The sequence below is a fragment of the Psychroflexus planctonicus genome, assembly GCF_014640195.1.
GTDB lineage: Bacteria > Bacteroidota > Bacteroidia > Flavobacteriales > Flavobacteriaceae > Psychroflexus > Psychroflexus planctonicus.
In genome coordinates this window covers 262,285-285,123 of record NZ_BMGM01000001.1, presented here as the reverse complement: position 1 = coordinate 285,123, position 22,839 = coordinate 262,285, and the positions used below count along the sequence as shown (strand labels likewise).

Here is a 22,839-nt window from a genome sequence, read left to right as displayed (position 1 = left end):
GCCGCATTATTATTGCATTCTGTTGAATTTATCCTAAATAGTTTACACCGGTAAGATAAGGTGGTTTTTGATGGCAATATTTGAAATTTTGTAGGTCGTTGAACCATTTAATCACTTCGTCTTTTTGGAGCTTTGTTACTTGATTTGAAATTAGGGCTTTATACGATGAAAAATTCCATTCTTCGGGTTTGGAAGCTATTCCAGCTTCAACAGGGTTGTAATGAATGTAATGAACAAATACCAATTAAACCTTAAATTGAGATAAATAAAATACCCTTTTTTTATTTCTACTTCAAAATAAAATTATGCCGTAGCTAAGGCTATGCCATAATTTTCTTTATTCGTATAAACGAAAAAAATCATCATTTTCTTTTTGTCTCACTCTAAACTTTAATTGGTATAGTTTTTTAAGGTATGCTTCATCGCTGACTAATTTTCGCTTGAAATTATGCATGAATAAACTACCTCTTCTGCCGTATTTTTTGTTGTAAGCTTTTGTGTAGGCATTGAAAAAGTTACTGAATTCTTGAGAGATAAAACCCTCAAGGTTTTTAGAAACCTTGAGGGTTTCGTCAGAAGTTTTATTCTTTCTGAACCCTTGCAGGGTTTTATGTTTTTTCATTTTAAATTGCATCCATTCCTCAATTGCTTTCTCATCTTTTATTCGAATTAAAAAATGAAAATGATTTGGCATCAAACAGTAACAGAATGTATCTGCAAAAGGTGTAATATAGTATTCGTATTTTTTTAGAAAATACAGATAGTTTTTATTAGATGTGAATAGTAAATCATCTGCATTTGCCCGATTGTAAATGTGATAGGTGCTATCTGGAGTTAATGGTATTTGGTTTATGCTTGCCATGTTTCAAAAATATTGAATAGGATGATGATAGTCAATACTTTATCTATAAACTATGCGTCAGCTTCTTCCCTTCCATTGAGGGAAGGGTAAGGGATGGGTGTAAACTAAAATGCAAAAACACCCTTTGCCTTTCGGCATTTCCCTTAAGGGAAAAAAATTAAATCAAACTTGTTCATTAATGGTAAAACCAGTAAAGCTTTTTGAAAGTAGCTGAAAACAGACAAATTATATAAATTAATTAGTAGTGATTTTTTGATAAAAAAATCCTGTCGAGACCTAATTTACATCCAAAAATCATCATTCTCGATACTTCGAGATTATTCATATCAAACGTGAAATTCATTCGAATTGACAGAATTTTATCAAAATGAACGGGTTAAATTATCTACTATTATTCAACCCTGCAAGGGTTTTGAACCCTTGCAGAGTTTCAGTGTGAAAGCCACAAGGTTAATATTTTAAAACTACTAAAAGTTTCGAAAAAAAATAATGGAGAGTTGAAAGGTTTTTGGATAACAAGTTTTTTAAACAGGTAACATAGTTAACTTTTCTCGTATTCTTCTTTTTAAAGAATAGTCTACGTTTCCTAAAACTAATTCAATCATATCTTTTTCTAAAGTGGCCAACTTGTGTATCCTAACTACAGATGGTAATTTTAATCCACTTTCTTCCCATTCATCAATGTAAATGTCAAATGGACTTGTATGAATTTTGCTAGTAATTCTATATACAACAATATCTCCATCTTTTGAATCTTAAATAAGTAAAGCAGGTCTTTTTTTGAATGTTTTTAGGTCAGTGTAAGGAAATTCAAGCAAAACAATATCTCCAAAAATTAAGTTGTCCATTTGTCTTTAATTACCATAGATGGAATCTGAATCAGCATAGCCTTTTAGAAATTGTTTCTTTGTTGCTTCCTTAAAAATTTGTTCATCAATTGTATCTTGGTCGTCTAACAGTACAATTACCCTGATATTTTCATTATGATTAAAATCAAACTTAGATAGCATTTTTTTTGGAATTTTAATTTGATTGTCCTTTATTTTTGTTTTAAACTCAACTGCCTTCATGATTTGTATTGTTTCTTCAAATTTAACGAATTATGTATTCAGTTTTTGATTTGATGGTTTTTTTAATTTAAAACAAAAAATCAACCACATCTTCCATCTTGGCAGCACGAATCAATTGTATTTGGTAATTGTTTTTAGGCAGTTTACTGGATTTGGCGATTACAATGCTTTCAAAGCCCAATTTTTCAGCTTCTAGAACACGTTGCTCTACGCGGCTAACGGGTCTAATTTCGCCAGCTAAGCCAATTTCGGCAGCAAAACAGCAGGTTCTGGAAATGGCCACATCTTCGTTAGAAGATAAAATGGCGGCGACTACGGCTAAATCCAATGCCGGGTCGTCTATGCTAATGCCACCGGTAATGTTTAAAAACACATCTTTTGCACCCAATCGAAAACCAGCTCGTTTTTCTAAGACTGCCAACAGCATGTTGAGTCGTTTGGCGTTGTAACCTGTAGTGGAGCGTTGTGGTGTACCATACACGGCCGAGCTTACCAAAGCTTGTATTTCTACCATCAGTGGGCGCATGCCTTCTAAAGTAGCAGCGATGGCGGTGCCGCTTAAGTCTTCGTTACCACGTGAAATAAGCAGTTCAGACGGGTTGCTTACTTGGCGTAAACCTTGGTGACGCATTTCGTAAATACCGAGTTCATGCGTTGAGCCAAAACGGTTTTTGTGTGCGCGTAAAATGCGGTATACGTGATTTCTGTCGCCTTCAAATTGCAAAACACAATCTACCATGTGTTCTAAAACCTTGGGTCCAGCAATGCTACCTTCTTTGGTAATGTGTCCGATAAGTAAAACCGGCGTGTTGGTTTCTTTGGCGAATTTGATCAACTCTGAAGTGCATTCCCGAATTTGAGAAACACTGCCAGGCGAACTTTCTACATAGTCAGTATGCAAAGTTTGTATGGAATCGATAATTAAAATATCGGGTTCAATAGCTTCCACTTGCTTAAAAATGTGTTGGGTTTTGGTTTCAGAAAGAATGTAGCAATTTTCGCTTTGCGAAGTGATGCGTTCGCCTCGCATTTTAATTTGTTGCTGACTCTCTTCTCCGGAAACATACAAGGTTTTGTAGGGCAATTGCAAACTTACTTGAAGCAGCAGGGTGCTTTTTCCAATACCAGGTTCGCCACCTAACAGAATAAGTGAACCGGGCACAATACCGCCACCTAAAACCCGATTGAGCTCTTGGTCTTGGGTAACCAAACGCTGCTCTTTGGCCACTTCAATATCATTAATTTTTTGGGGTTTGGTCATGCGTTTAGGGACGCTAGTGGTTTTCCACGTGGTTTTTTCTTCTTTGGTAATGACTTCTTCTACCAGCGTATTCCATTCTTTACAGGCGTTGCATTGTCCTTGCCATTTGGCGTATTGTGCGCCACAGCTTTGGCAAAAGTAAGCTACTTTGTTTTTCGGCATAATTTAGTATCCAAACACTTCTTTAATTTCTTCGGCTCTAATCAGCATTAAATCTTTGGTTAATTGTCCTACTGGTTCGTAACCATAAGCATCTTGATAATGTCTCAAGGCTTTTTTTGGATTTCCCATTTCTTGATGATATCGCGCTAAAAAGTAACTATACAAAAGTGTTCTTGGTTGATGTTTTTTAGCGAGTTTAGCCAAGTCTTTGTATTCATCCCAATTTTTCTTTTGCTCGATAGCTCTAGATGCAAACATAATGTCATTTATACGTATATCTATTTCTAAATTGAAGAAAGTAGAAATGTCAAAATATTTATCTTCTAAATAGGTAACCGCAGATTCTGCATGATACAAATTTTGGTCGTATTCGAGAGGTGTAATGGGTTTAAATACTGAAAAAATACTTTCTAGGGCATTGGCAATTCCTTGGCTAACGGAAGTAATATGCGTTGCATTTTTGTGATCATCTTTAAAGAAATTCAAATTTGGATTTTCAATTAATTCAGCTTCAATAGCAAGGTCTTTCATTTCTCTAAGCTTAGCAGGCGGCTCGTTTTCACTGTATCCATGATAATACCATGTTCTTCTTTCTGCTCTTTCTAAACCGCTAACAATTCTACTTTTCATTTTTGGCGAATAAAATGGACTAAAGTTGATGTAAGCTTGAAATAAAGGATCTTTTCTGAAGAGAAAAAAGTTAGCGAAGTTGGCACTTTCGCCATGTCCAGCAATAATACGAAGCGGTGTTGTGCGGTAGTTATTTTCAACAAAAGTCATTAATTCCAATTCTAAAAAATCGAAAAAAGCTTCACCAGAAGCAATTGGCAAATGGTCTTCGTCACCAATTTCAAAATCATCTCTTCTTTGTTTATTTTGCATGATGCCAATTACAATGGCTTCCGGAATTTCTTCCCAATAACTTAAATAATCTACCATTCCAGCTATGGGTTCAAATAGATAATCGGCATCCAAAACTAGAATAACGGGATATTCTTTTTGGGTATTGCTTTCATAAGAGCGCGGTAATTGAATTTTAATCTGTCTGTTTTCTTCTAAAAAATCTGAACTGATCTCTTGGTATTGGTGTTGTGCCTGTAGCAAGGCGTTACAGAAAATCAAGCAGATTACATGTAGTATTATCTTCTTCATAGCAGTTAGTATTGAGTGATTTAGGCTACTAAATTACTTAAAAATTTGGTTCTTATTGTACAGCGGAAGTAAGATTGCAGAAATTACCCCTAAAAAAATGGTTAATGCGGTTTGGCTTGACCATAAAATCCAACCAAAAGCTTCTCCTGCAACTTTATCTATGCCATACATGTGCAAAACCACGCCAATAGATACTGGAAAAATGCCTATTCCGCCACTGGTGAGCGACATGGAAAAAGTACCTACAATAAAAGCAACCAAAAGCGGTCCGAAGCCTAAGTTTATTACTTCAGGAACGCTGTATTTAATAACCATAAAAATGCCGATGTAAAATCCCCAAATTAAGAAGGTATAAATAATGAATGGCCACTTGTGTTTCATGTGCAAAATGCTTTGCATACCTTCCCATAAACCTTCTAAAAACTCACGTATTTTAATTACCAAAGCATGGTTTGAAGTGCGTAATAATTTCAGAAAAAGAAAGAACAACAGGATCAAGATTACAATAGCGCCTAAAATTAGTAAAGGATTGATTTGATAGGTAGAAAACAATTCCAGCAATTCTGTAGATTGGTAAAGTAGTGCTAGACCAATAATAAGCAACAATACAATTAAATCTACTAGCCTTTCGCTAACTATAGTACCAAAAGATTTTTGAAAACTCACATTTTCGTAACTCGCTAAACTGGCGCCACGTAAAATTTCGCCAGAACGCGGGACGCCTAAATTACTGAGGTAACCAAACATAATGGCAAAAAAACTATTGAGTGTTTTGGGTTTGCAGCCCAAGGGAAGCAAGAGGTATTTCCAGCGTGCAGCTCTTGCCCAATGCGATAGTATTCCCATTAGTAAGGAAATACTTACCCACAAAGGATCAGCACCGATTATGGTATTCCAGATTTGAAGCCGTTCTTCTTCAGTTGCCGAAAAAATTGAATAGGCTACAAAAAAAACGCCTAATACAATGGGTATACTAATTTTAGCTATTTTTTTGGCAAGAGATCCAGACATATTTAGGTTAATAAATTGTTGGTTTCGTTAGGGAAAACCAATGCAGGTTTAAATTGCTTGGCTTCTTCTAATTCCAACATGGCGTAAGTCATTAAAATTAAAATATCTCCAGGAGCTACTTTTCTAGCGGCGGCACCGTTTAGAGTTATTTCTCCGCTTTTTCTCGGACCAGGGATGGCGTAGGTTTCTAAACGTTCTCCATTGGTATTGTTAACCACTTGTACTTTTTCTCCTTCAATAATATTAGCCGCATCCATCAAGTCTTCGTCTATGGTAATGCTACCGATATAATTTAAGTCTGCACCGGTTACCTTAACGCGGTGAATTTTCGATTTTACTACGTGTACGTACATAATTAATAATTAAGAGCGATGTTATCTATCAAGCGAACTTCGTTTACAAAAGCTGCAATAAATGCTCGGTATGGGGTGTTTGTTTGTTTGGTTTCAGTAGGAACTAAATGCTTAACGTCTGCAATTTCAAAATATTCTAATTCAAATTCAGGATAAGCTTCAAAAATACCTTTTATTTCTGTTTTAATTTCAGCAATACTAGACTGGTTAAATTTGTTTTTAGCCGTTTCTAGCGCTTGGTAAATAATTGCAGCTTTTTCTTTTTGCTCTTCGGTTAAGCGTTGGTTTCTAGAGCTTTTGGCTAGTCCGTTGACTTCGCGTTGGGTTGCACAACCCACTACTTTTACAGGTTGTTCTGTAATTTCAACCAGCTTTTGAATTACGCGTAATTGCTGGAAATCTTTTTCGCCAAAAAAAGCAAAATCAGGTTTTACCAAGTTAAATAAGCGTTTAATTATAGTCCCAACGCCATTAAAATGTCCGGCGCGGTATTCTCCTTCCATAAAAGTGGTAATGCTACCAAAGTCAAATTCTTCTGCAGCTACATTTTTCCCATAAATTTCGCTCACTTCTGGAGCAAATACAATTACATTGGGATAGCTGCTTTGTATTTGTGCAAGATCCTGCTCTAAATTTCGCGGATATTTTTCTAAATCAGATGCGTTATTAAACTGTGTAGGATTAACAAAAATACTGACAACTACTTGCTCACAGATTTTTTGAGCTTCACCAATTAAGGCAAGGTGTCCAGAATGCAATGCGCCCATAGTGGGAACCAAGCCTACTTTTTGTTGCTTATTTACGGCTTTTTTAAGCTTGGTTTGTAGCTTAGAAGTTTGATTAACTAACACATGTCTTTTTTAGAAATTGTTTGCAAAACTAATATTTTAGCTTCAATCCGCATAAATTTTTGTAAATTTGCACGTTTTTTACACATAACTTTTAATATAAAGTTTTTCTTATGAATGATAAGCGCATACTTTACGTATCTTCCGAAGTCATCCCATACTTACCTGAAAACGAAATGTCTACCATGTCTTTTGAAGCTCCAAAAATGGTTAATGCCATGGGTGGTCAGACCCGAATTTTCATGCCTAAATTTGGAAATATAAACGAAAGAAGACACCAACTACACGAAGTAATTCGTTTGTCAGGAATGAATTTGGTTATCAATGATTTAGACATGCCACTCATTATAAAAGTGGCTTCCATTCCGAAAGAGCGAATGCAAGTATATTTTATTGATAATGAAGATTACTTTAAACGCAAAGCTACCTACAGCGACGAAGATGGAGTGCTTTTTGAAGATAATGACGAGCGTGCAATTTTCTTTGCTAAAGGAGTGATTGAAACGGTAAAAAAGTTAAACTGGGGTCCAGATATTATTCATGTTAATGGATGGTTATCTGCTTTAATTCCGCTTTACTTGAAAAACTACTACGGAAACGAACCTTTGTTTAAAGATGCAAAAATAGTGACCACTTTATACAATCAAGGCTTTGAAGGAACGTTAGACCAAGACATGATTAAAAAAGTTTTGTTCGACGGGATTGAAGACGAAGCCGTAGAAGCGCTCAAAAACCCAACTTACGAAGGATTGATGAAGACGGCTATCCAAAATTCTGATGCTATAATTCTAGGGGAAGAAAACTTGCCTGAAGAATTGGTAAAGTGTGCAGAAGATAAAGGTATCCCTATTTTGCCTTACGTTGCTAAAGAAGAATTCTCGAATGTGTATCAAAACTTTTACCTCGCTAAAGTTTTAAATGAAGAAGTAGAATCTTAATGAATATGCAGAAAAAAACCTATCTAAAACTAATCTTAGTTTTTGGAATATTTACAACATTTTGGTCGTGCGATGACGACTTTATGGAAACAGGAAGCGACCTGATTAATACAATAGAATTACCACCGCTTTACGAAACTGAAAACCTGGTTACGTATTCTAAACGAGTAAACCGCGTACAATCTAATAACTTAAGATTACATACGCTTGCAGATTATCAAGATCCTGTTTTTGGTAATTTTAAAAGCAGCATCCTTACTCAATTGCAACTTAGTGTGCCTAATTCAGATTTTGGAACCGACCCAGAATTAGACAGTGTAGTGCTAACCTTGCCTTTTTACAGTAGAGAAATTGAAGAAGAAGAATTTACATTAGATTCGGTTCAAGGTGATGGTGAGTTTTTTATAAAAGTATACAAGTCTAATCATTTACTCAGAAATATAGATCCCGGTGAAGATGGAGAATTTGATCAAAATCAACTTTATTATTCAGATCAAATATCCACTTTTCAACCCAATATAGAAAGTGAAGCTTTAGCAGAAGTAGGTCCACTTAATTTAGAAGATTTCAAAGAGCGCATAGAATTAATTCAGCGTTCCGGGGCAGAATCAATAGATACATTAAGCTTAGCGCCTAGAATTAGAGTTCATTTGCCTGTTCAACTTTTTCAAGAGGCAATTTTAGACAAACAAGGAGATTTAGAATTGGTAAGCAACGCAAGCTTTGTTAATTTTTTCAGAGGCTTACATATTGTAATGGAAAAAGCCAATGGCGATGGTGTTTCAGCAGCCTTCAACTTGTTAGATGAAGATGCAAATGTAACATTGCATTACCAAACTCAAAGGCTTCAACCTAACCAAGACCCAGAAAATACAGAAGAAGAATTCGAAAATGTTTGGAATCGCTTTAGACTTAATTTTGATGGTATAAAAGTAGGTTTGTTAGAAGACAATTTCTTGATAGATAGCAGTAATCCAAATACAGAAGAAGGAGAAGAAAACCTTTACTTGAAAGGTGGCGCAGGTTATTATAGTGTAATTGAATTGTTTACTGGTCAAGATAGCGATGGTGACGGAGTTTCAGACGAATTACAAGATTTACGCGATAGAGATATTTTGGTGAACGATGCCAATTTAGAATTTTACGTAAATGAAGATGTGGCCAACTCCAAAGCAAACCGGATAAACCGAATCATTTTATTTAACCTAGAAGACAACACAGTGCTTTTAGATTATTTTAGAGATCGAACTGCTGGAGACAGTCCGAGTTCGTCTAGAATTAGTCACTTAGGACCACTTTTAAATGTTGAAGATGAAGGCAGAAGGTATCGCTTACGTATTACAGACCATATCAATCAAGTAATTGCATCAGATTCAACAAATGTAAAATTAGGATTAATGGTTACTGATAACGTCAACTCTTCGGTACAAGTTGAAGCTGAAACAGCTGATGACGAAATTGAACGTATTTTTAGATCGGCTGTAGAATTTACAAAAGGTACCGTACTTCACGGAAGCAATTCTCCTGTACCAGAAAAACGCGTAAAACTAAAACTCCAATTTACCGAAATTAACTAAATCAAATATATTATGTGTGGAATTGTTGGATACATTGGGAAGCGAGATGCCTACCCAATTGTAATAAACGGTTTGCAGCGGCTAGAATATCGCGGTTACGATAGTGCTGGCGTTGCATTGTTTTCAGATGCTGAAATCAAACTTTGTAAGACCAAAGGCAAAGTTGCAGATTTGGATAAAAAATGTAAAGCAGATATAGATTTAACTGCAAATATAGGAATTGGTCACACCCGATGGGCTACTCACGGAGAACCGAATGATGTTAATTCGCATCCACATATTTCTAATTCTGGAGATTTAGTGATCATCCACAATGGAATTATTGAAAATTACGAATCTTTAAAAAAAGAACTTACTAATCGGGGTTATACGTTTTCATCTGATACGGATACAGAAGTATTGGTAAACTTAATTGAAGATGTACAAAAAAACGATAATGTAAAATTAGGAAAAGCTGTTCAGATTGCGCTTAATCAAGCAGTTGGAGCTTATGCTATAACCGTTTTCGATCGTAAAAAACCCAATGAATTAGTGGTTGCCCGTTTAGGAAGTCCATTAGCTATTGGAGTAGGAGAAGACGAATATTTTATCGCTTCAGATGCTTCACCCTTCATCGAATTTACCAAAGATGCTATTTATCTTGAAGATGGAGAAATGGCAGTTGTGCGTTTAGGAAGAGATGTTCGCGTTCGCGAAATAAAAAACGATAATTTGGTTGATGCATACGTGCAGAAATTGCAAATGAATTTAGACCAAATTGAAAAAGGCGGTTACGATCACTTCATGCTCAAAGAAATTTATGAACAACCTTCCGCTATAGAAGATACTTACCGAGGTAGAATGCTGGTAAAAGAAGGAATTATAAAAATGTCTGGAATAGACGATCATTTAGAGCGCTTTTTAAATGCAAACCGAATAATCATAGTTGCTTGTGGTACATCTTGGCACGCAGGCCTAGTAGCTGAATATATTTTTGAAGACTTAGCAAGAATTCCAGTTGAAGTTGAATACGCATCAGAGTTTAGGTACCGAAATCCTGTAATTGGTAAAGGAGATGTGCTAATTGCTATTTCGCAAAGTGGTGAAACGGCAGATACCATGGCAGCAATTAAGTTAGCTAAAGAAAATGGAGCATTTGTATTTGGTGTTTGTAATGTAGTAGGTTCTTCTATTTCAAGAATTACAGATGCTGGAGCTTACACACATGCTGGTCCCGAAATTGGAGTAGCTTCAACCAAAGCATTTACAACACAAATTACCTTGTTAACCTTAATCGCCTTAAAATTAGGAAAAGAAAAAGGAAGCATAAGTAAGTCAGATTTTTATTTGTATTTACAGGAAATGGATTTGATTCCGTCTAAAATAGAAAAAGCCTTAGAAGCAAATAAACATATTATTGAAGTGGCAAATCACTATAAAAATTCAAGAAACTGCTTGTATTTAGGTAGAGGTTATAATTTTCCGGTGGCATTAGAAGGTGCGTTGAAACTAAAAGAAATTTCCTACATTCATGCAGAAGGGTATCCTGCCGCAGAAATGAAACACGGACCTATTGCTTTGATAGATGAAGAAATGCCCGTGGTTGTTATTGCTACAAGAAAAGGCCATTACGAAAAAGTTGTTAGCAATGTTCAAGAAATTAAATCTAGAAAAGGAAAGATCATTGCTATAGTTACGGAAGGAGATGAGCAAGTAAGTAAAGTGGCCGACCACGTAATTGAAGTGCCCGATACTTTTGAAGCATTAACGCCTTTGCTTACTACTATACCTCTGCAATTGTTGTCTTATCACATTGCCGTAATGCTTGGTAAAAATGTAGATCAACCTAGAAATTTAGCAAAATCAGTTACTGTAGAATAGTAAATTTTAAGTTGAAAAATCATACAAAATAAAAAACAGAAAAGTAAGTTTAAAGTTTTTTTAAAACGTCTATATTTGCAACTCGAAATTTAGATATAAATTCTCAATAAAATTCATTGATAATGTCTCAAGTAAAAGGTAAAATCGCTCAAATAATCGGTCCAGTTATCGATGTAGAATTTGACAATGTAAAAGACTTACCAAAAATCTACGACTCTTTAGAAGTTGTTCGTCCTGATGGTGTAAAAGTTGTTTTAGAAGTACAGTCTCACGTAGGTGAAAACATAGTTAAAACAATTGCCATGGATTCTGCAGACGGTTTAAGTCGTGGAGTTGAAGTAGTTTCAACTGGAAATCCAATACAAATGCCAATTGGTAAAGATATTTACGGTCGTTTGTTTAACGTAACTGGAAATGCCATTGACGGTTTAGGTGATTTGCCTAAAACTGGCGAAAGCGGAATGTCTATTCACAGACAAGCTCCAGATTTCGAAGATTTATCCGTTTCAACTGAAGTTTTATTTACCGGTATTAAAGTAATCGATTTAATTGAGCCTTACGCAAAAGGAGGTAAAATTGGATTGTTTGGTGGTGCTGGTGTAGGTAAAACCGTATTGATTCAGGAATTGATTAACAACATTGCAAAAGGTCACGGTGGTTTATCCGTTTTTGCAGGTGTTGGAGAACGCACTAGAGAAGGAAACGACCTTTTACGTGAAATGCTTGAGTCTGGCATTATTAAATATGGAGATGATTTTATGCATTCCATGGAAGATGGTGGTTGGGACTTGCAAAAAGTAGATAAGTCTGTAATGAAAGAATCGAAAGCAACTTTTGTTTTCGGACAGATGAATGAACCACCTGGAGCGCGTGCACGTGTTGCACTTTCGGGATTAACCATTGCTGAATATTTCCGTGACGGTGCTGGAGACAGCGCAGAAGGAAAAGATGTACTTTTCTTCGTAGATAATATTTTCCGTTTTACACAAGCTGGTTCAGAAGTTTCTGCACTGCTAGGACGGATGCCATCTGCAGTAGGTTATCAGCCTACATTAGCTACCGAAATGGGTGCTATGCAAGAACGTATTACTTCTACTAAAAAAGGATCGATTACTTCTGTACAAGCTGTTTATGTGCCAGCAGATGACCTTACCGATCCAGCGCCTGCAACTACTTTCTCTCACTTAGATGCAACAACTGTATTATCCAGAAAAATTGCAGAACTTGGTATTTATCCAGCGGTAGACCCATTGGATTCTACTTCAAGAATTTTAACTGCAGATATTTTAGGAGAAGATCATTATAGTTGTGCACAGCGCGTAAAAGAATTATTACAACGCTATAAAGAATTACAAGATATTATTGCTATTTTAGGTATGGAAGAACTTTCTGAAGAAGATAAGTTAGCTGTTTCTAGAGCAAGACGTGTACAGCGTTTCTTGTCTCAGCCTTTCCACGTAGCAGAACAATTTACAGGTTTAAAAGGTGTTTTAGTAGACATTAAAGAAACCATCAAAGGATTTAACATGATTATGGATGGTGAATTAGACCACCTTCCTGAAGCTGCATTTAACCTTAAAGGTAGTATTGAAGAAGCTATTGAAGCAGGTGAAAAAATGTTAGCCGATAACTAAACCATTTAGAATGCATTTAGAAATAGTAAGTCCAGAACAAATTTTATTTAGCGGCGAGGTGAACGAAGTGAGCCTTCCAGGTGCTAATGGTGAATTTCAGATGCTAAACAATCACGCGCCTTTGGTTTCAATTTTAATTGAAGGTGGTATTAAGCTATCTGCAGATACTCCAATACCGGAAAAAGTAGAAAGCCAGTTTAAAAATATCAATGGCAAGAAAGTTTTTCCTATAAATGGAGGAATAGTTGAACTAAAAGAAAATAAAGTAATTGTTCTTGTAGATTAAACAACAGCGCAGTTACACAAAAAAAAGCCTGAATTTTTAAATTCAGGCTTTTTTTATTTCTGTTATTTAATGAGTTTTGTCTTGTAATTGTTCATTGTATTTTTCCTTCACTTTCTTCGAAGCCAATAAAACAATCAGTAAAACCAAAACAATTAATGATGCCATAAAACTGATGCTTCCAAATTGACTTTCTTCTCCAAGTAGATTATCGAAGTTTATTAAACTCAAGGATAAAACCATCATGGCAACCGCAAAAAGCATTAAAAAATAAATAAAATACTTCATATTCTTAAAATAAATTTTGAATGTTAGCTGTAAATAATTTAACGGCTATGGCTAACAAAATTACACCAAAAATTTTACGTATAACTGCAATTCCTTGATTTCCTAGAACTCGTTCAATAAGTTTGGTAGATTTTAAGACTGCATAAACAATAATGCAATTGATAATTACCGCTACAATTATATTTTGCGTTTCAAACTCAGATTTCATAGATAGTAAAGTTGTCATTGTACCTGCACCAGCAATCAAAGGAAACGCAATAGGTACAATAGCTGCAGTTTCTGGCGCATCATCTTTATATAATTGTATACCTAGAATCATTTCAATAGCCAAAAAGAACAAAATAAATGCTCCTGCAACGGCAAAAGAATTTACATCAATACCAATTAACTCTAAAATGCTTTCTCCAATAAACAAAAAAGCAATCATCAAAATACAAGCTACTAAAGTAGCTTTTTCACTTTGTACGTGCCCCACTTTCTTTCTTAAGTCAACAATAATGGGCACGCTGCCCACAATATCAATTACAGCAAAGAGAATCATTCCTGCTGTAAAAATTTCTTTCAAATTAAATTCCATTTCTGTTTTTTCAAATCGCGCGCAAAAGTACGCGCTAAAATTGATATTAAATCATCGTAAATGTTAATAAAAAGGAATTTTTGTAAGAGATTTCTTTACCTAAAATTTCATTTAGCTTACATTTAAAAAAATATTTTTATGAAGACATGTTATGTATTTCTGATTAGTTTATTTCTTTTTAGTTGTGTTGAAGAACGAGAAGGAATTCAACAAAAAGTAGAGAACCAAAAAGAAGCAGTAGAAAAAGCTAGAGCATCTCAACAAGCTCAATTTGGCATTGCACTTCATGGTGGAGCGGGAGTGATTAAAAAAGAATTTATGAGTGATTCAATGCAAACTGTTTACGAAAATAAGTTGGAAGAAGCCATTCGTGTTGGTCATGAGATATTAGCTAATGGTGGTAAAGCTGAAGAAGCCGTTATGAAAACCATCAATATTTTAGAAGATTCGCCTTTGTTTAATTCGGGTAGAGGTGCCGTTTTTTCAGCAGATGGAGTTAATGAATTGGATGCTTCAATTATGCATGGTGGTACTTTAAATGCGGGTGCAATAGCTGGTGTTACTACCGTAAAAAACCCCATTAATTTAGCTTTCGAAGTTATGGAGAATTCACCACATGTTTTATTAAGTGGAAAAGGGGCAGAGACTTTCGCACAAATGCAAGGATTAGAATTGGTTGAAAACGAATATTTCCACACTGAAAGTAAAAAAGCATCTTTAAGACGAAGTCAAGCCAATGATAATGGAAAGACTTCATTATATTTTAAAGACGAGTTGATCCAAAATGATAAATACGGAACGGTAGGTTGTGTAGCTTTAGACCAAGATGGGAATTTAGTGGCAGGAACTTCTACAGGTGGAATGACCAATAAAAAATATGGTCGAATAGGAGATTCGCCTATTATTGGTGCTGGAAATTACGCCAATAATGCAACTTGTGCGGTTTCAGCAACAGGTCATGGCGAGTTTTTTATCAGAAATGTAGTTGCTTATGATATTTCAGCTTTAATGGAATACCAAAATTTGAGTTTAGAACAAGCTTCCAAAATAGTCATTCAAGAAAAATTAGGTAATCTAGGAGGAAGTGGTGGAATTGTAGCCATAGACCATTTAGGAAATGTAGTTATGGAATTCAACACTCCTGGAATGTTTCGAGCACAAATGAATGAACAAGGCGAACTAAAAATAGGGATGTACAAAGAAGATTAAAACGCTTGAATTTGCTCTATGGCTTTTGAAGAACACCCTTTGCCTGTCGGCTTGTTGCTTTTTATCTCAAAACACCCTTTGCCTGTCGGCATTTCCCTCTAGGGAAAATGTTTCAATTCGGCATTTTAGTAGATATGATTTTCAATCAAACTTCTTCCCTGGGAGGGAAGACTAGAGATGGGTGTGATTCTTTGTGAAAGAAGAGTAATCAAATCACTCATTGAAAAACACCCTTTACCTAACGGAATTTCCCTCTAAGGGAAAATGTTTTAATTTGGCATTTTAGTAGATGTGTTCTCCAATCAAACTTCTTCCCTGAGATGGAAGACCCGAGATGGGTGTATTTAATGAAAATCAAAGCTGTGTGATATTGAAAAATTCTAGAAATGGGTGTGATTTTTTGTAAAAAAAAAATCAAATCATTCATTGAAAAACACCCTTTGCCTGTCGGCATTTCCCTCTAGGGAAAATGTTTCAATTCGGCATTTTAGTAGATATGATTTTCAATCAAACTTCTTCCCTGGGAGGGAAGACTAGAGATGGGTGTATTTGAAATATGTCAGAGATGGATGTGCTTGAAAAAAATCCTAAAGGATGTTTATTTTTAGTCTTTCATTTCATTTATCAACTCTTTTAGTTCTCCTAAAACTTTGGGTAAATCATCTGAAATTTGTCGGTTTGTGAAACGAACAAATTGAACCCCTAATTTCTCAATTCTTGCTTGTCTCAAACCATCTTCTAAGATATTATTATCATGAATATTACCGTCAATTTCGATGGCAAGGCCTATTTCTTTAATATAGAAATCTACAACATAATCAAGAATTGGCATTTGCCTTCGCATTACAACACCTAGTTTAGATTTTTTAGTAGCATTCCAAAAGGTTTTTTCTGCTGCTGTCATTTCCTTTCGCAGTTGTGATGCATATTCTCTAGCTTCTTTGGTATATGGTAAGATATTATGGTTACGCATACAAATCAACTTTTTTTAAAAGTAATAAAATATGGTAAATTTCAAAGAACAAAAATATACTTTGCCTATCGGCATTTCCCTCTAAGGGAAAATGTTTCAATTCGGCATTTTAGTAGATATGATCTCCAAACAAACTTCTTCCCTGAGATGGAAGACCCGAGATGGGTGTATTTGAAAGAATCTAAGAGATGGAATTTTTTCTAAAAAAACCATCAAATGATTTTTTCATTGAAAAACACCCTTTGCCTATCGGCATTTCCCTCTAAGGGAAAATGTTTCAATTTAGCATTTTAGTTGATATGATCTCCAATCAAACTTCTTCCCTAGGAGGGAAGACTAGAGATGGGTGTATTTGAAAGAATCTAAGAGATGGACTTTTTTCTAAAAAACCATAAAATGATTTTTTCATTAAAAACACCTTTTGCCTGTCGGCATTTCCCTCTAAGGGAAAATGTTTCAATTCGGCATTTTAGTTGATATGATCTCCAATCAAACTTCTTCCCTGAGATGGAAGACCCGAGATGGGTGTATTTGAAAGAATCTAAAGGATGGACTTTTTTCTAAAAAAACCATCAAATAATTTTTTCATTGAAAAACACCCTTTGCCTGTAGGCATTTCCCTCTAGGGAAAATGTTTCAATTCAACATTTTAGTTGATATGATCCTGAATCATTCATCTTCCCTAGGAAGGAAGACCAGAGATGGGTATATTTGAAAGAATCCAAGAGATGGAATTTTTTCATCTCAAAACACCCTTTGCCTGTCGGCATTTCCCTCTAGGGAAAATGTTTCAATTCAACATTTTAGTTGATATAATCCTAAATCAGTTTTCTTCCCTGAGAGGGAAGACCGGAGATGGGTGTATTTATTCAAAAAAAAACAAATACCCAACGGTGTTTCTTCAATATGCTTCACTTCACACTTCCTATCTTATTCAACTTAAAACGCTTGAATTTGTTCGATCGCTTCAGTTAAATCTGTTGTTGGTTGTTGACAGGTTTTGTTTTCACATACGTAAAAACGGGTTCCAGTTTTGGGTTTTTTGCCTTTCAGTAGTGCTAAATTTTCTTCGTTTCCACCTAAAAACAAAGCGTTTCCATAAAAGTTTTCTTGTAGGTTGAACGTTTTTTTAGCTGCATTTTCTCCTACAATAGCAACTTCTTTTAAAGCATATGTCATCCAACCTGCTAACACAGACCAATTGGCAAAATAAGGTCCAGATTTAAACATTTTTTGTTTTACATGCATCAGCATTTGTTCACTTGCTTTTAGGTATTCTTCATTTTCCAGTAAATATCCTAATTGGTAAAGCGATTTTGCTAAAGAAGAATTGGATGCGGGAATTACATTGTCATTCACTTCAAATTTTTGAGCGATTAGTTGTTCTCCTTTTTTGGAAGTGTAGAAAAACAAACCTGTTTTTTCGTCATAAAAATCCCGAATACAAATTTCAACCAGTTCTTCTGCCCAGTTAAGGTACTCCTTTTTAAAGTTGGCTTGATATACCGCAAGAAGTGCTTCAATTAACAAGGCATAATCATCTAAAAAGGCAGGAATGCTGGCTTTTCCATTTTTGTAATTCCTAAAAAGTTGTTTGTTTTTACTCCAAAGATTTTCGAATAAAAAATCTGCATTTTGTTCAGCTAACTCCAGCAGCTTTTCATCTTGTAAAGCCGTTGCAGCATCAACATAAGCTCTACACATTAAGGCATTCCAAGAAGTCAGAATTTTATCATCCAAGCCGGGATGTTCGCGTTTCCATCGTGTTTCATGGAGCTTTTCTTTTACAGATTTTAATCTATTCAAGAAATCGCTTTCATCTAAAGCTTCCTTTTTTGCAAATTGAATTGGATCAGCTACAGCATGTAAAATATTCACTCCGTTTTCCCAATTTCCTCTTTGGGTAATTTGGTAGTATTTTTGAAACCAATCCCAGTCTTCAGCAGGAACAATTTCGTTTAATTGGTCGTATTTCCAAATATAATATGTTCCTTCTTCGCCTTCGCTATCGGCATCTAATGAAGCAAAGAATCCAGCATTTTTGTGGGTTAATTCTTTGGCTACAAAAGCTAAACTTTCTTCGATTAGTATTTTATACTGTTTTTTAGGAACTATTTTATACGCATTTGCATACAAACTTATAAGTTGAGCATTGTCGTATAGCATTTTTTCAAAATGGGGAGCAAACCATTTGTCGTCTACCGAATAGCGTGCAAATCCACCACCAATTTGATCGTAAATTCCGCCTTTTGCCATTTCATTTAAGTGCAAAAGGGTGGCTTCTAAAGCGGTTTCATTTTTTGTAAAATAATAGTATTGTAGCAAAAACTGCCAAGAATTAGGCATCGGAAATTTTGGAGCACCTTTAAATCCGCCCTTTTCAAAATCGATGAATTTTTGCCAGCTTGCCAATAAATCCTGATAATCAGTTTTGGTAAAGGCGGTAAACTTTTCAGGTGCAAACTCAAATCCATCATTTAGCTGTATGCCTTCGGTGAGTTTGTTTGCAGTTTCTTCTATCTGCGCATAACTTTCCCGATACGCTTTCGCAATATTTTGAAGCACTTTTTTCCAATTTTCTTTAGGAAAGTAAGTAGCTGCATAAAAAGGTTTTCCGTTAGGTAAAGCAAAAGCATTTAAAGGCCAACCGCCACGACCCGTTAAAATTTGTGCAGCATCCATATAAATTTGATCGATATCAGGACGTTCTTCCCGATCAATCTTGATGCAAATAAAATGTTCATTCATTAATTTAGCAACTTGTTCATCTTCAAAAGACTCGTGCGCCATTACGTGACACCAATGACAGGCGGCATAACCAACGCTGATAATAAGCGGTTTGTTTTCTTTTTTTGCCATTTGTAAACTGTCTGCATTCCATTCTAACCAATGCACTGGATTGTCTTTATGCTGAAGTAAATACGGACTAGAAGCCAAATGAAGTTGATTTGTAGTATTTGCCATTTTTCCTTTTTAGTAAAAATATGAATTAGTCTAAAAATGGCATGGTGAATACTCGCTTCTTTTGAAATTTATGTCTTCTTCATCTTGTTTAAGATATTAAACCTATTTTTGCGCCCACATCATACTAATTTATATTTTTTAGAGTTAGCATTATAGAAGTAAAAAAGTGCATGCCGAAGTACAAAACTAGTTTTATTATAGGGATTGTTTTACTATCTCTTTGGGGTTGTTCGCGAAAAGAAAATAAGTTCGTGAATAGGAATTTCCATGCCATGACTACGTATTATAATATTCTGTATCATGGTAATATTGAAATGCTTCAAGGAATTAATGATGTAAAGCAACAAAATGCAGATCATTATTTTGAAGTTCTTCCTGTTGAGCGGATGGCAAAATTACCACCCGAGCGTAACGACACCGTTCCGTTAAATGAATATTTTGGAAATGCGGAGTTAAAAGCAACACGTGGTATACAAAAACACTCCATGTTTATGGGTGGTAGGGAATACAATTACCAAGTAGATGAAGCTTATCTCTTGCTGGGTAAAGCTCGTTATTTCGATCAGCGATTTATTCCTGCAAAAGATGCTTTTTCCTTTATTATAAATCATTATCCCGATTCAGAAATTATTACCAAAGCTGAAATTTGGTTGCAGAAAACCAATATGCGATTGAATTATGATGAAACTGCTTTGGAAAATTTACAACAAATTCTTGCTGAAAATTCTGAAATTCTACCAGAAGATTTAGTTGAAATATATTCAACAATTGGCGCTATTCATATTAAACTTGAAAATTATGAAGCATCAATTGAACCTATAGATCTTGCTGCTGAATATGTAGAAACCTATGATGAAAAAGCTAGGTGGACGTATATTAAAGGTCAACTTTACAATCAAATAGGCAATAAAGATTCAGCAACCGCTAGTTTTGAACAGGTAGTTGAATTTAAACGAAGACCTCCACGCAATTACATGGTACATTCGCTTATGGAAATATTTAAAAACGAAGACCATCAAGCAGAAGATACGCCCTACGTAAAAGAATATTTTCAAGAATTACACGAAGATTGGGAAAATAGAAACTTCTTAGATTTCTTATACTTCGAATCTGCTCAACATTATTTAAAAATCGATTCCATAGATTTAGCAATAGACTATTACAACAAATCTTTACGAGAACAACCTGAAAGCACTTACTTGCGTTCGCGTGATTATTTTAATTTAGCAGAAATTTATTTCGATAAGGCATCCTACAAAACTTCCGGCTTTTATTATGATAGTACAATGACTAATGTGGATCAAAGTACGCGAGAATTCAGGCTCATCAAAAAGAAGCGCGATAATTTAGACGAAGTTATTAAATACGAAGACATTGCTATTGAAACGGACAGCATCTTAAACTTAGTTGAGATGGATGATCAAGCACGTATAGCTTACTTTACAAAATACACCAATCAATTAAAAGAAGAAGCCAAAAGCTTATTTGCTCAACAGAAAAAAGATGAGCGCATGGCCAATGTGGTAGCGCCGCAAATTGGAGGCTTCGGAGGTGCTAAATCCAATTCAGGAAATGATGGAAGTAAGCAAGAATTTTATTTTTACAATCCAGCTAAAATTTCTAGCGGAAAAACAAAATTTAAGCGTACTTGGGGTGACATTGCTTTAGACGATAATTGGCGTTTGGAAGGAAAAAAAGCTTCCAAAGGAAATACAAATGAAGATGGAGAAGAAGAGCCTGAAGAAGATGACAATCTTTTTTCGGACCCACAGTTCGATCCGCAAACTTATATCTCTGAAATTCCTACCGATAAAAAAATAATCGATAGCATTTCTGAAGAACGCACCTATGCTTATTTTCAATTAGGAGTTATTTACAAAGAAAAATTCAAAGAAAACGAACTAGCTATTGAGCGTTTTAAAGAGCTTTTAACTTTTAATAATGTAGATGAAAAACTAATTCTGCCTACCAAGTACAATTTATATTTGGCTTACAAGAATCTTGATGACCAAGCCAATACAGAAGTCTGGAAACAAAACATTATTCGTGAACATCCAAACTCTAGATATGCAGAAATTTTACTGAATCCTAGAAGTTTACGGGATGGAGAAAACAGCCCAAACAAAGTATATGCGAGATTGTATAGGAAGTTTCAGAAGCAAGATTTAAAAGGACTTTTAGAAGAAATCCAGTATTGGGAGGAAGAGTTTACGGCAACACCAATGTTGCCAAAATTTAAATTGCTGCAAGCACAAGTAAAAGGAAGACTTTTTGGTTACCATGCCTACAAAGAAGAGCTGGAATTAGTAGCTTTAGATCATCCGCAAACTAAAGAAGGCAAAAAAGCACAAAAACTGCTCAATAATTTAAATGGTAGCATGAAAAATGCAAAATTTAAACCAGATAACAATCAAGATGATTTTAAATTGGTCTATTACTTTGAAAGTGATGATTACACATTAGAAGAGTTAGCGCAATTAAAAGCGAATATAAAACAAGGATTAACCGAGCTGGAATACGGACAGTTAAAGCTTTCTGTAGATATTTACAGCAAAGATTATAATTTTGTACTTTTACACGACCTAAATAGTAAATTAGGGAGCGAAGGTATGGCAGAGTTGCTATTGGAAAATGGTGTAACTCTCAAAGAATGGGAATATTTCCCTATTTCGAAAGACAATTACAGCATATTACAAATCCATAAAAATATGGAGGAATATCTAAAAATACAGTAGCAAATGTTTGGAAATAAAAAAGATAACAAAGTGGAAGACTTAACTAAAGAGCAGAACAAAATTGCACAAGGAACTACTTTTAAAGGAGATATAGATTCTCAAGGAAGTTTTAGAATTGAAGGAAAAGTAGAGGGTAATATAACCACAGCTGGAAAAGTAGTAGTAGGTAAAACGGGTTATGTAGAAGGTTCAATACAATGTGAATATGCTGATTTTGAAGGTAAATTTTCTGGAGAAATTACCGTTAATTCTACACTTACTCTAAAATCAAGTGCTATTATCGAAGGCAATGTAGTTACCGAAAAGCTTGCTATAGAACCTGGAGCTGTCTTTAACGCAACCTGTAAAATGAAAGGAGCAGTAAAATCACTAAATGACGAAAAAAGCAGACAACAACAAACCCGAAAAAAAGAACAAACCGCTTAAAAACTGGGCTTTCTTTACTGGATTAGGTCTACAAATAGGCGTTACGGTTTATTTAATGGCATTTTTTGGTGAAAAACTCGATTTAAAATTTGAAACATCCAAACCCTACTTCGCATTTGGATTGGTTATTTTTGGTTTAGTAGCTTCCATTTACTCTGTAGTTAAACAACTCAATAAAATGAACGATGAGTAAACCCATTCTTCATCCTTTTAAGTTTATTTTGGCTTATTTGCTCTTAATGCTCATTCTTTTTGTACCGCATTTTTTATTAGAAGAGGTTGAAAATAATAGCATCATGTATTGGAGCTATGCTTTTAATTCCATAATTACACTTTTGTACTTAATTATCGTTTCGCTTTTTAGCGAAAGCTTTAAACATCAAATTGGATTTGTTTTTTTAGGAGTTGCTACATTTAAAATTATCTTATTTCTAACCATACAATATGTAACCGACTTCAAGATTGAAGCTCATCAATTCTTGGTTTTTTTCATTCCTTATTTTTCATCTTTAGTCTTTGAAATCTTTGTAACTAAGAAAATTCTTGACCATATTTCATTTAAGGAATAATCTAGATATTTTTCAATTGAAACTTCTCAAAAATTGATGTATAATATAAAGATTATTTAATTACATTTGCACCCGAATTTGAAAGAT

Annotated in this window: 23 protein-coding genes; 10 read left to right on the top strand and 13 right to left on the bottom strand. The window is 34.9% G+C overall.

Features of this window, described 5'->3' with window-relative positions; genetic code table 11:
* Nucleotides 1-28 precede the first annotated feature (28 nt).
* The 9 genes from IEV72_RS01380 to panC form a co-directional block, all read right to left on the bottom strand.
* On the bottom strand, nucleotides 29-244 hold the full coding sequence (locus IEV72_RS01380) for a hypothetical protein (protein ID WP_188457283.1): 216 nt from the start codon (nucleotides 242-244) through the stop codon (nucleotides 29-31).
* A 93-nt stretch (nucleotides 245-337) separates the two neighbouring features.
* Nucleotides 338-862 (bottom strand): hypothetical protein, encoded by a 525-nt coding sequence (locus IEV72_RS01375; protein WP_188457282.1) that lies wholly within the window; start codon nucleotides 860-862, stop codon nucleotides 338-340.
* Nucleotides 863-1,386: 524 nt separating this feature from the next.
* On the bottom strand, nucleotides 1,387-1,599 hold the full coding sequence (locus IEV72_RS13725; protein WP_373283980.1) for a type II toxin-antitoxin system PemK/MazF family toxin: 213 nt from the start codon (nucleotides 1,597-1,599) through the stop codon (nucleotides 1,387-1,389).
* A 117-nt stretch (nucleotides 1,600-1,716) separates the two neighbouring features.
* The gene (locus tag IEV72_RS01370; RefSeq protein ID WP_194428393.1) at nucleotides 1,717-1,932 is read right to left on the bottom strand and encodes a hypothetical protein; all 216 of its coding nucleotides are present in this window, start codon (nucleotides 1,930-1,932) and stop codon (nucleotides 1,717-1,719) included.
* 67 nt (nucleotides 1,933-1,999) lie between these two features.
* The gene (radA, locus tag IEV72_RS01365) at nucleotides 2,000-3,355 is read right to left on the bottom strand and encodes a DNA repair protein RadA (protein ID WP_188457280.1); all 1,356 of its coding nucleotides are present in this window, start codon (nucleotides 3,353-3,355) and stop codon (nucleotides 2,000-2,002) included.
* A 3-nt stretch (nucleotides 3,356-3,358) separates the two neighbouring features.
* A complete protein-coding gene (locus tag IEV72_RS01360) occupies nucleotides 3,359-4,507 on the bottom strand; it encodes an alpha/beta hydrolase (RefSeq protein ID WP_188457279.1) in 1,149 nt (382 codons plus the stop codon).
* A 33-nt stretch (nucleotides 4,508-4,540) separates the two neighbouring features.
* A complete protein-coding gene (locus IEV72_RS01355; protein WP_188457278.1) occupies nucleotides 4,541-5,518 on the bottom strand; it encodes a lysylphosphatidylglycerol synthase transmembrane domain-containing protein in 978 nt (325 codons plus the stop codon).
* A 2-nt stretch (nucleotides 5,519-5,520) separates the two neighbouring features.
* A complete protein-coding gene (gene panD, locus IEV72_RS01350; protein WP_188457277.1) occupies nucleotides 5,521-5,871 on the bottom strand; it encodes an aspartate 1-decarboxylase in 351 nt (116 codons plus the stop codon).
* Between the two features lie 2 nt (nucleotides 5,872-5,873).
* Complete coding sequence (gene panC, locus IEV72_RS01345) at nucleotides 5,874-6,722, bottom strand: pantoate--beta-alanine ligase (protein ID WP_188457276.1); 849 nt, start codon at nucleotides 6,720-6,722, stop codon at nucleotides 5,874-5,876.
* Nucleotides 6,723-6,832: 110 nt separating this feature from the next.
* Between panC and IEV72_RS01340 the strand changes: the two genes are divergently transcribed.
* The 5 genes from IEV72_RS01340 (at nucleotide 6,833) to IEV72_RS01320 (ending at nucleotide 13,014) form a co-directional block, all read left to right on the top strand.
* The gene (locus tag IEV72_RS01340; RefSeq protein WP_188457275.1) at nucleotides 6,833-7,657 is read left to right on the top strand and encodes a glycogen/starch synthase; all 825 of its coding nucleotides are present in this window, start codon (nucleotides 6,833-6,835) and stop codon (nucleotides 7,655-7,657) included.
* Nucleotides 7,658-7,662: 5 nt separating this feature from the next.
* Nucleotides 7,663-9,234 carry a BamH family beta-barrel-assembly machinery protein gene (bamH, locus tag IEV72_RS01335; protein WP_188457274.1) on the top strand — a complete coding sequence of 524 codons (1,572 nt, stop codon included), beginning with the start codon at nucleotides 7,663-7,665 and terminating at the stop codon, nucleotides 9,232-9,234.
* Nucleotides 9,235-9,246: 12 nt separating this feature from the next.
* Nucleotides 9,247-11,094 (top strand): glutamine--fructose-6-phosphate transaminase (isomerizing), encoded by a 1,848-nt coding sequence (glmS, locus tag IEV72_RS01330; protein WP_188457273.1) that lies wholly within the window; start codon nucleotides 9,247-9,249, stop codon nucleotides 11,092-11,094.
* Between the two features lie 122 nt (nucleotides 11,095-11,216).
* The gene (atpD, locus tag IEV72_RS01325) at nucleotides 11,217-12,728 is read left to right on the top strand and encodes a F0F1 ATP synthase subunit beta (RefSeq protein WP_188457272.1); all 1,512 of its coding nucleotides are present in this window, start codon (nucleotides 11,217-11,219) and stop codon (nucleotides 12,726-12,728) included.
* A 10-nt stretch (nucleotides 12,729-12,738) separates the two neighbouring features.
* Nucleotides 12,739-13,014 carry a F0F1 ATP synthase subunit delta/epsilon gene (locus IEV72_RS01320; RefSeq protein WP_188457271.1) on the top strand — a complete coding sequence of 92 codons (276 nt, stop codon included), beginning with the start codon at nucleotides 12,739-12,741 and terminating at the stop codon, nucleotides 13,012-13,014.
* Between the two features lie 66 nt (nucleotides 13,015-13,080).
* On the opposite strand, the gene IEV72_RS01315 is transcribed toward IEV72_RS01320, so the two are convergent.
* Both IEV72_RS01315 and IEV72_RS01310 read right to left on the bottom strand, forming a co-directional pair.
* Nucleotides 13,081-13,299: a hypothetical protein gene (locus tag IEV72_RS01315; protein WP_188457270.1), complete on the bottom strand. Its 219-nt coding sequence runs from the start codon at nucleotides 13,297-13,299 to the stop codon at nucleotides 13,081-13,083.
* Between the two features lie 4 nt (nucleotides 13,300-13,303).
* A complete protein-coding gene (locus tag IEV72_RS01310; RefSeq protein ID WP_188457269.1) occupies nucleotides 13,304-13,876 on the bottom strand; it encodes a MarC family protein in 573 nt (190 codons plus the stop codon).
* Nucleotides 13,877-14,014: 138 nt separating this feature from the next.
* On the opposite strand from IEV72_RS01310, the gene IEV72_RS01305 reads away from it, so the two are divergent.
* Nucleotides 14,015-15,085: an isoaspartyl peptidase/L-asparaginase family protein gene (locus tag IEV72_RS01305; protein WP_188457268.1), complete on the top strand. Its 1,071-nt coding sequence runs from the start codon at nucleotides 14,015-14,017 to the stop codon at nucleotides 15,083-15,085.
* Between the two features lie 604 nt (nucleotides 15,086-15,689).
* On the opposite strand, the gene IEV72_RS01300 is transcribed toward IEV72_RS01305, so the two are convergent.
* Together IEV72_RS01300 and IEV72_RS01295 are read right to left on the bottom strand one after the other, a co-directional pair.
* On the bottom strand, nucleotides 15,690-16,058 hold the full coding sequence (locus tag IEV72_RS01300; RefSeq protein ID WP_188457267.1) for an endonuclease domain-containing protein: 369 nt from the start codon (nucleotides 16,056-16,058) through the stop codon (nucleotides 15,690-15,692).
* Between the two features lie 939 nt (nucleotides 16,059-16,997).
* Nucleotides 16,998-19,022, bottom strand: a complete 2,025-nt coding sequence (locus IEV72_RS01295) for a thioredoxin domain-containing protein (RefSeq protein WP_188457266.1) — start codon at nucleotides 19,020-19,022, stop codon at nucleotides 16,998-17,000.
* 170 nt (nucleotides 19,023-19,192) lie between these two features.
* Between IEV72_RS01295 and porW the strand changes: the two genes are divergently transcribed.
* From porW to IEV72_RS01275, 4 genes are read left to right on the top strand one after another with little or no spacing between them, the layout of a single operon-like run.
* Nucleotides 19,193-21,757, top strand: coding sequence for a type IX secretion system periplasmic lipoprotein PorW/SprE (porW, locus tag IEV72_RS01290; RefSeq protein WP_444544424.1), 2,565 nt, complete (start codon nucleotides 19,193-19,195; stop codon nucleotides 21,755-21,757).
* A gap of 3 nt (nucleotides 21,758-21,760) precedes the next feature.
* Complete coding sequence (locus IEV72_RS01285) at nucleotides 21,761-22,183, top strand: bactofilin family protein (RefSeq protein WP_188457264.1); 423 nt, start codon at nucleotides 21,761-21,763, stop codon at nucleotides 22,181-22,183.
* A complete protein-coding gene (locus tag IEV72_RS01280) occupies nucleotides 22,131-22,376 on the top strand; it encodes an AtpZ/AtpI family protein (RefSeq protein WP_188457263.1) in 246 nt (81 codons plus the stop codon). The genes IEV72_RS01285 and IEV72_RS01280 overlap by 53 nt, the downstream gene beginning before the upstream one ends.
* Entirely contained in the window at nucleotides 22,369-22,752 is a 384-nt protein-coding gene (locus IEV72_RS01275) for a hypothetical protein (RefSeq protein WP_188457262.1), read from the top strand. Before IEV72_RS01280 ends, IEV72_RS01275 begins: the two co-directional genes overlap by 8 nt.
* Nucleotides 22,753-22,839: the final 87 nt, after the last annotated feature.

What these genes read in the sequence shown, in the direction of transcription:
- IEV72_RS01375 (WP_188457282.1), bottom strand. Translation starts at nt 862, where the DNA reads ATGGCAAGCATAAACCAAATACCATTAACTCCAGATAGCACCTATCAC.
- IEV72_RS01370 (WP_194428393.1), bottom strand. Translation starts at nt 1,932, where the DNA reads ATGAAGGCAGTTGAGTTTAAAACAAAAATAAAGGACAATCAAATTAAA.
- radA (WP_188457280.1), bottom strand. Translation starts at nt 3,355, where the DNA reads ATGCCGAAAAACAAAGTAGCTTACTTTTGCCAAAGCTGTGGCGCACAA.
- IEV72_RS01360 (WP_188457279.1), bottom strand. Translation starts at nt 4,507, where the DNA reads ATGAAGAAGATAATACTACATGTAATCTGCTTGATTTTCTGTAACGCC.
- IEV72_RS01355 (WP_188457278.1), bottom strand. Translation starts at nt 5,518, where the DNA reads ATGTCTGGATCTCTTGCCAAAAAAATAGCTAAAATTAGTATACCCATT.
- panD (WP_188457277.1), bottom strand. Translation starts at nt 5,871, where the DNA reads ATGTACGTACACGTAGTAAAATCGAAAATTCACCGCGTTAAGGTAACC.
- IEV72_RS01340 (WP_188457275.1), top strand. Translation starts at nt 6,833, where the DNA reads ATGAATGATAAGCGCATACTTTACGTATCTTCCGAAGTCATCCCATAC.
- bamH (WP_188457274.1), top strand. Translation starts at nt 7,663, where the DNA reads ATGCAGAAAAAAACCTATCTAAAACTAATCTTAGTTTTTGGAATATTT.
- glmS (WP_188457273.1), top strand. Translation starts at nt 9,247, where the DNA reads ATGTGTGGAATTGTTGGATACATTGGGAAGCGAGATGCCTACCCAATT.
- atpD (WP_188457272.1), top strand. Translation starts at nt 11,217, where the DNA reads ATGTCTCAAGTAAAAGGTAAAATCGCTCAAATAATCGGTCCAGTTATC.
- IEV72_RS01320 (WP_188457271.1), top strand. Translation starts at nt 12,739, where the DNA reads ATGCATTTAGAAATAGTAAGTCCAGAACAAATTTTATTTAGCGGCGAG.
- IEV72_RS01315 (WP_188457270.1), bottom strand. Translation starts at nt 13,299, where the DNA reads ATGAAGTATTTTATTTATTTTTTAATGCTTTTTGCGGTTGCCATGATG.
- IEV72_RS01310 (WP_188457269.1), bottom strand. Translation starts at nt 13,876, where the DNA reads ATGGAATTTAATTTGAAAGAAATTTTTACAGCAGGAATGATTCTCTTT.
- IEV72_RS01305 (WP_188457268.1), top strand. Translation starts at nt 14,015, where the DNA reads ATGAAGACATGTTATGTATTTCTGATTAGTTTATTTCTTTTTAGTTGT.
- IEV72_RS01300 (WP_188457267.1), bottom strand. Translation starts at nt 16,058, where the DNA reads ATGCGTAACCATAATATCTTACCATATACCAAAGAAGCTAGAGAATAT.
- IEV72_RS01295 (WP_188457266.1), bottom strand. Translation starts at nt 19,022, where the DNA reads ATGGCAAATACTACAAATCAACTTCATTTGGCTTCTAGTCCGTATTTA.
- porW (WP_444544424.1), top strand. Translation starts at nt 19,193, where the DNA reads ATGCCGAAGTACAAAACTAGTTTTATTATAGGGATTGTTTTACTATCT.
- IEV72_RS01285 (WP_188457264.1), top strand. Translation starts at nt 21,761, where the DNA reads ATGTTTGGAAATAAAAAAGATAACAAAGTGGAAGACTTAACTAAAGAG.
- IEV72_RS01280 (WP_188457263.1), top strand. Translation starts at nt 22,131, where the DNA reads ATGACGAAAAAAGCAGACAACAACAAACCCGAAAAAAAGAACAAACCG.
- IEV72_RS01275 (WP_188457262.1), top strand. Translation starts at nt 22,369, where the DNA reads ATGAGTAAACCCATTCTTCATCCTTTTAAGTTTATTTTGGCTTATTTG.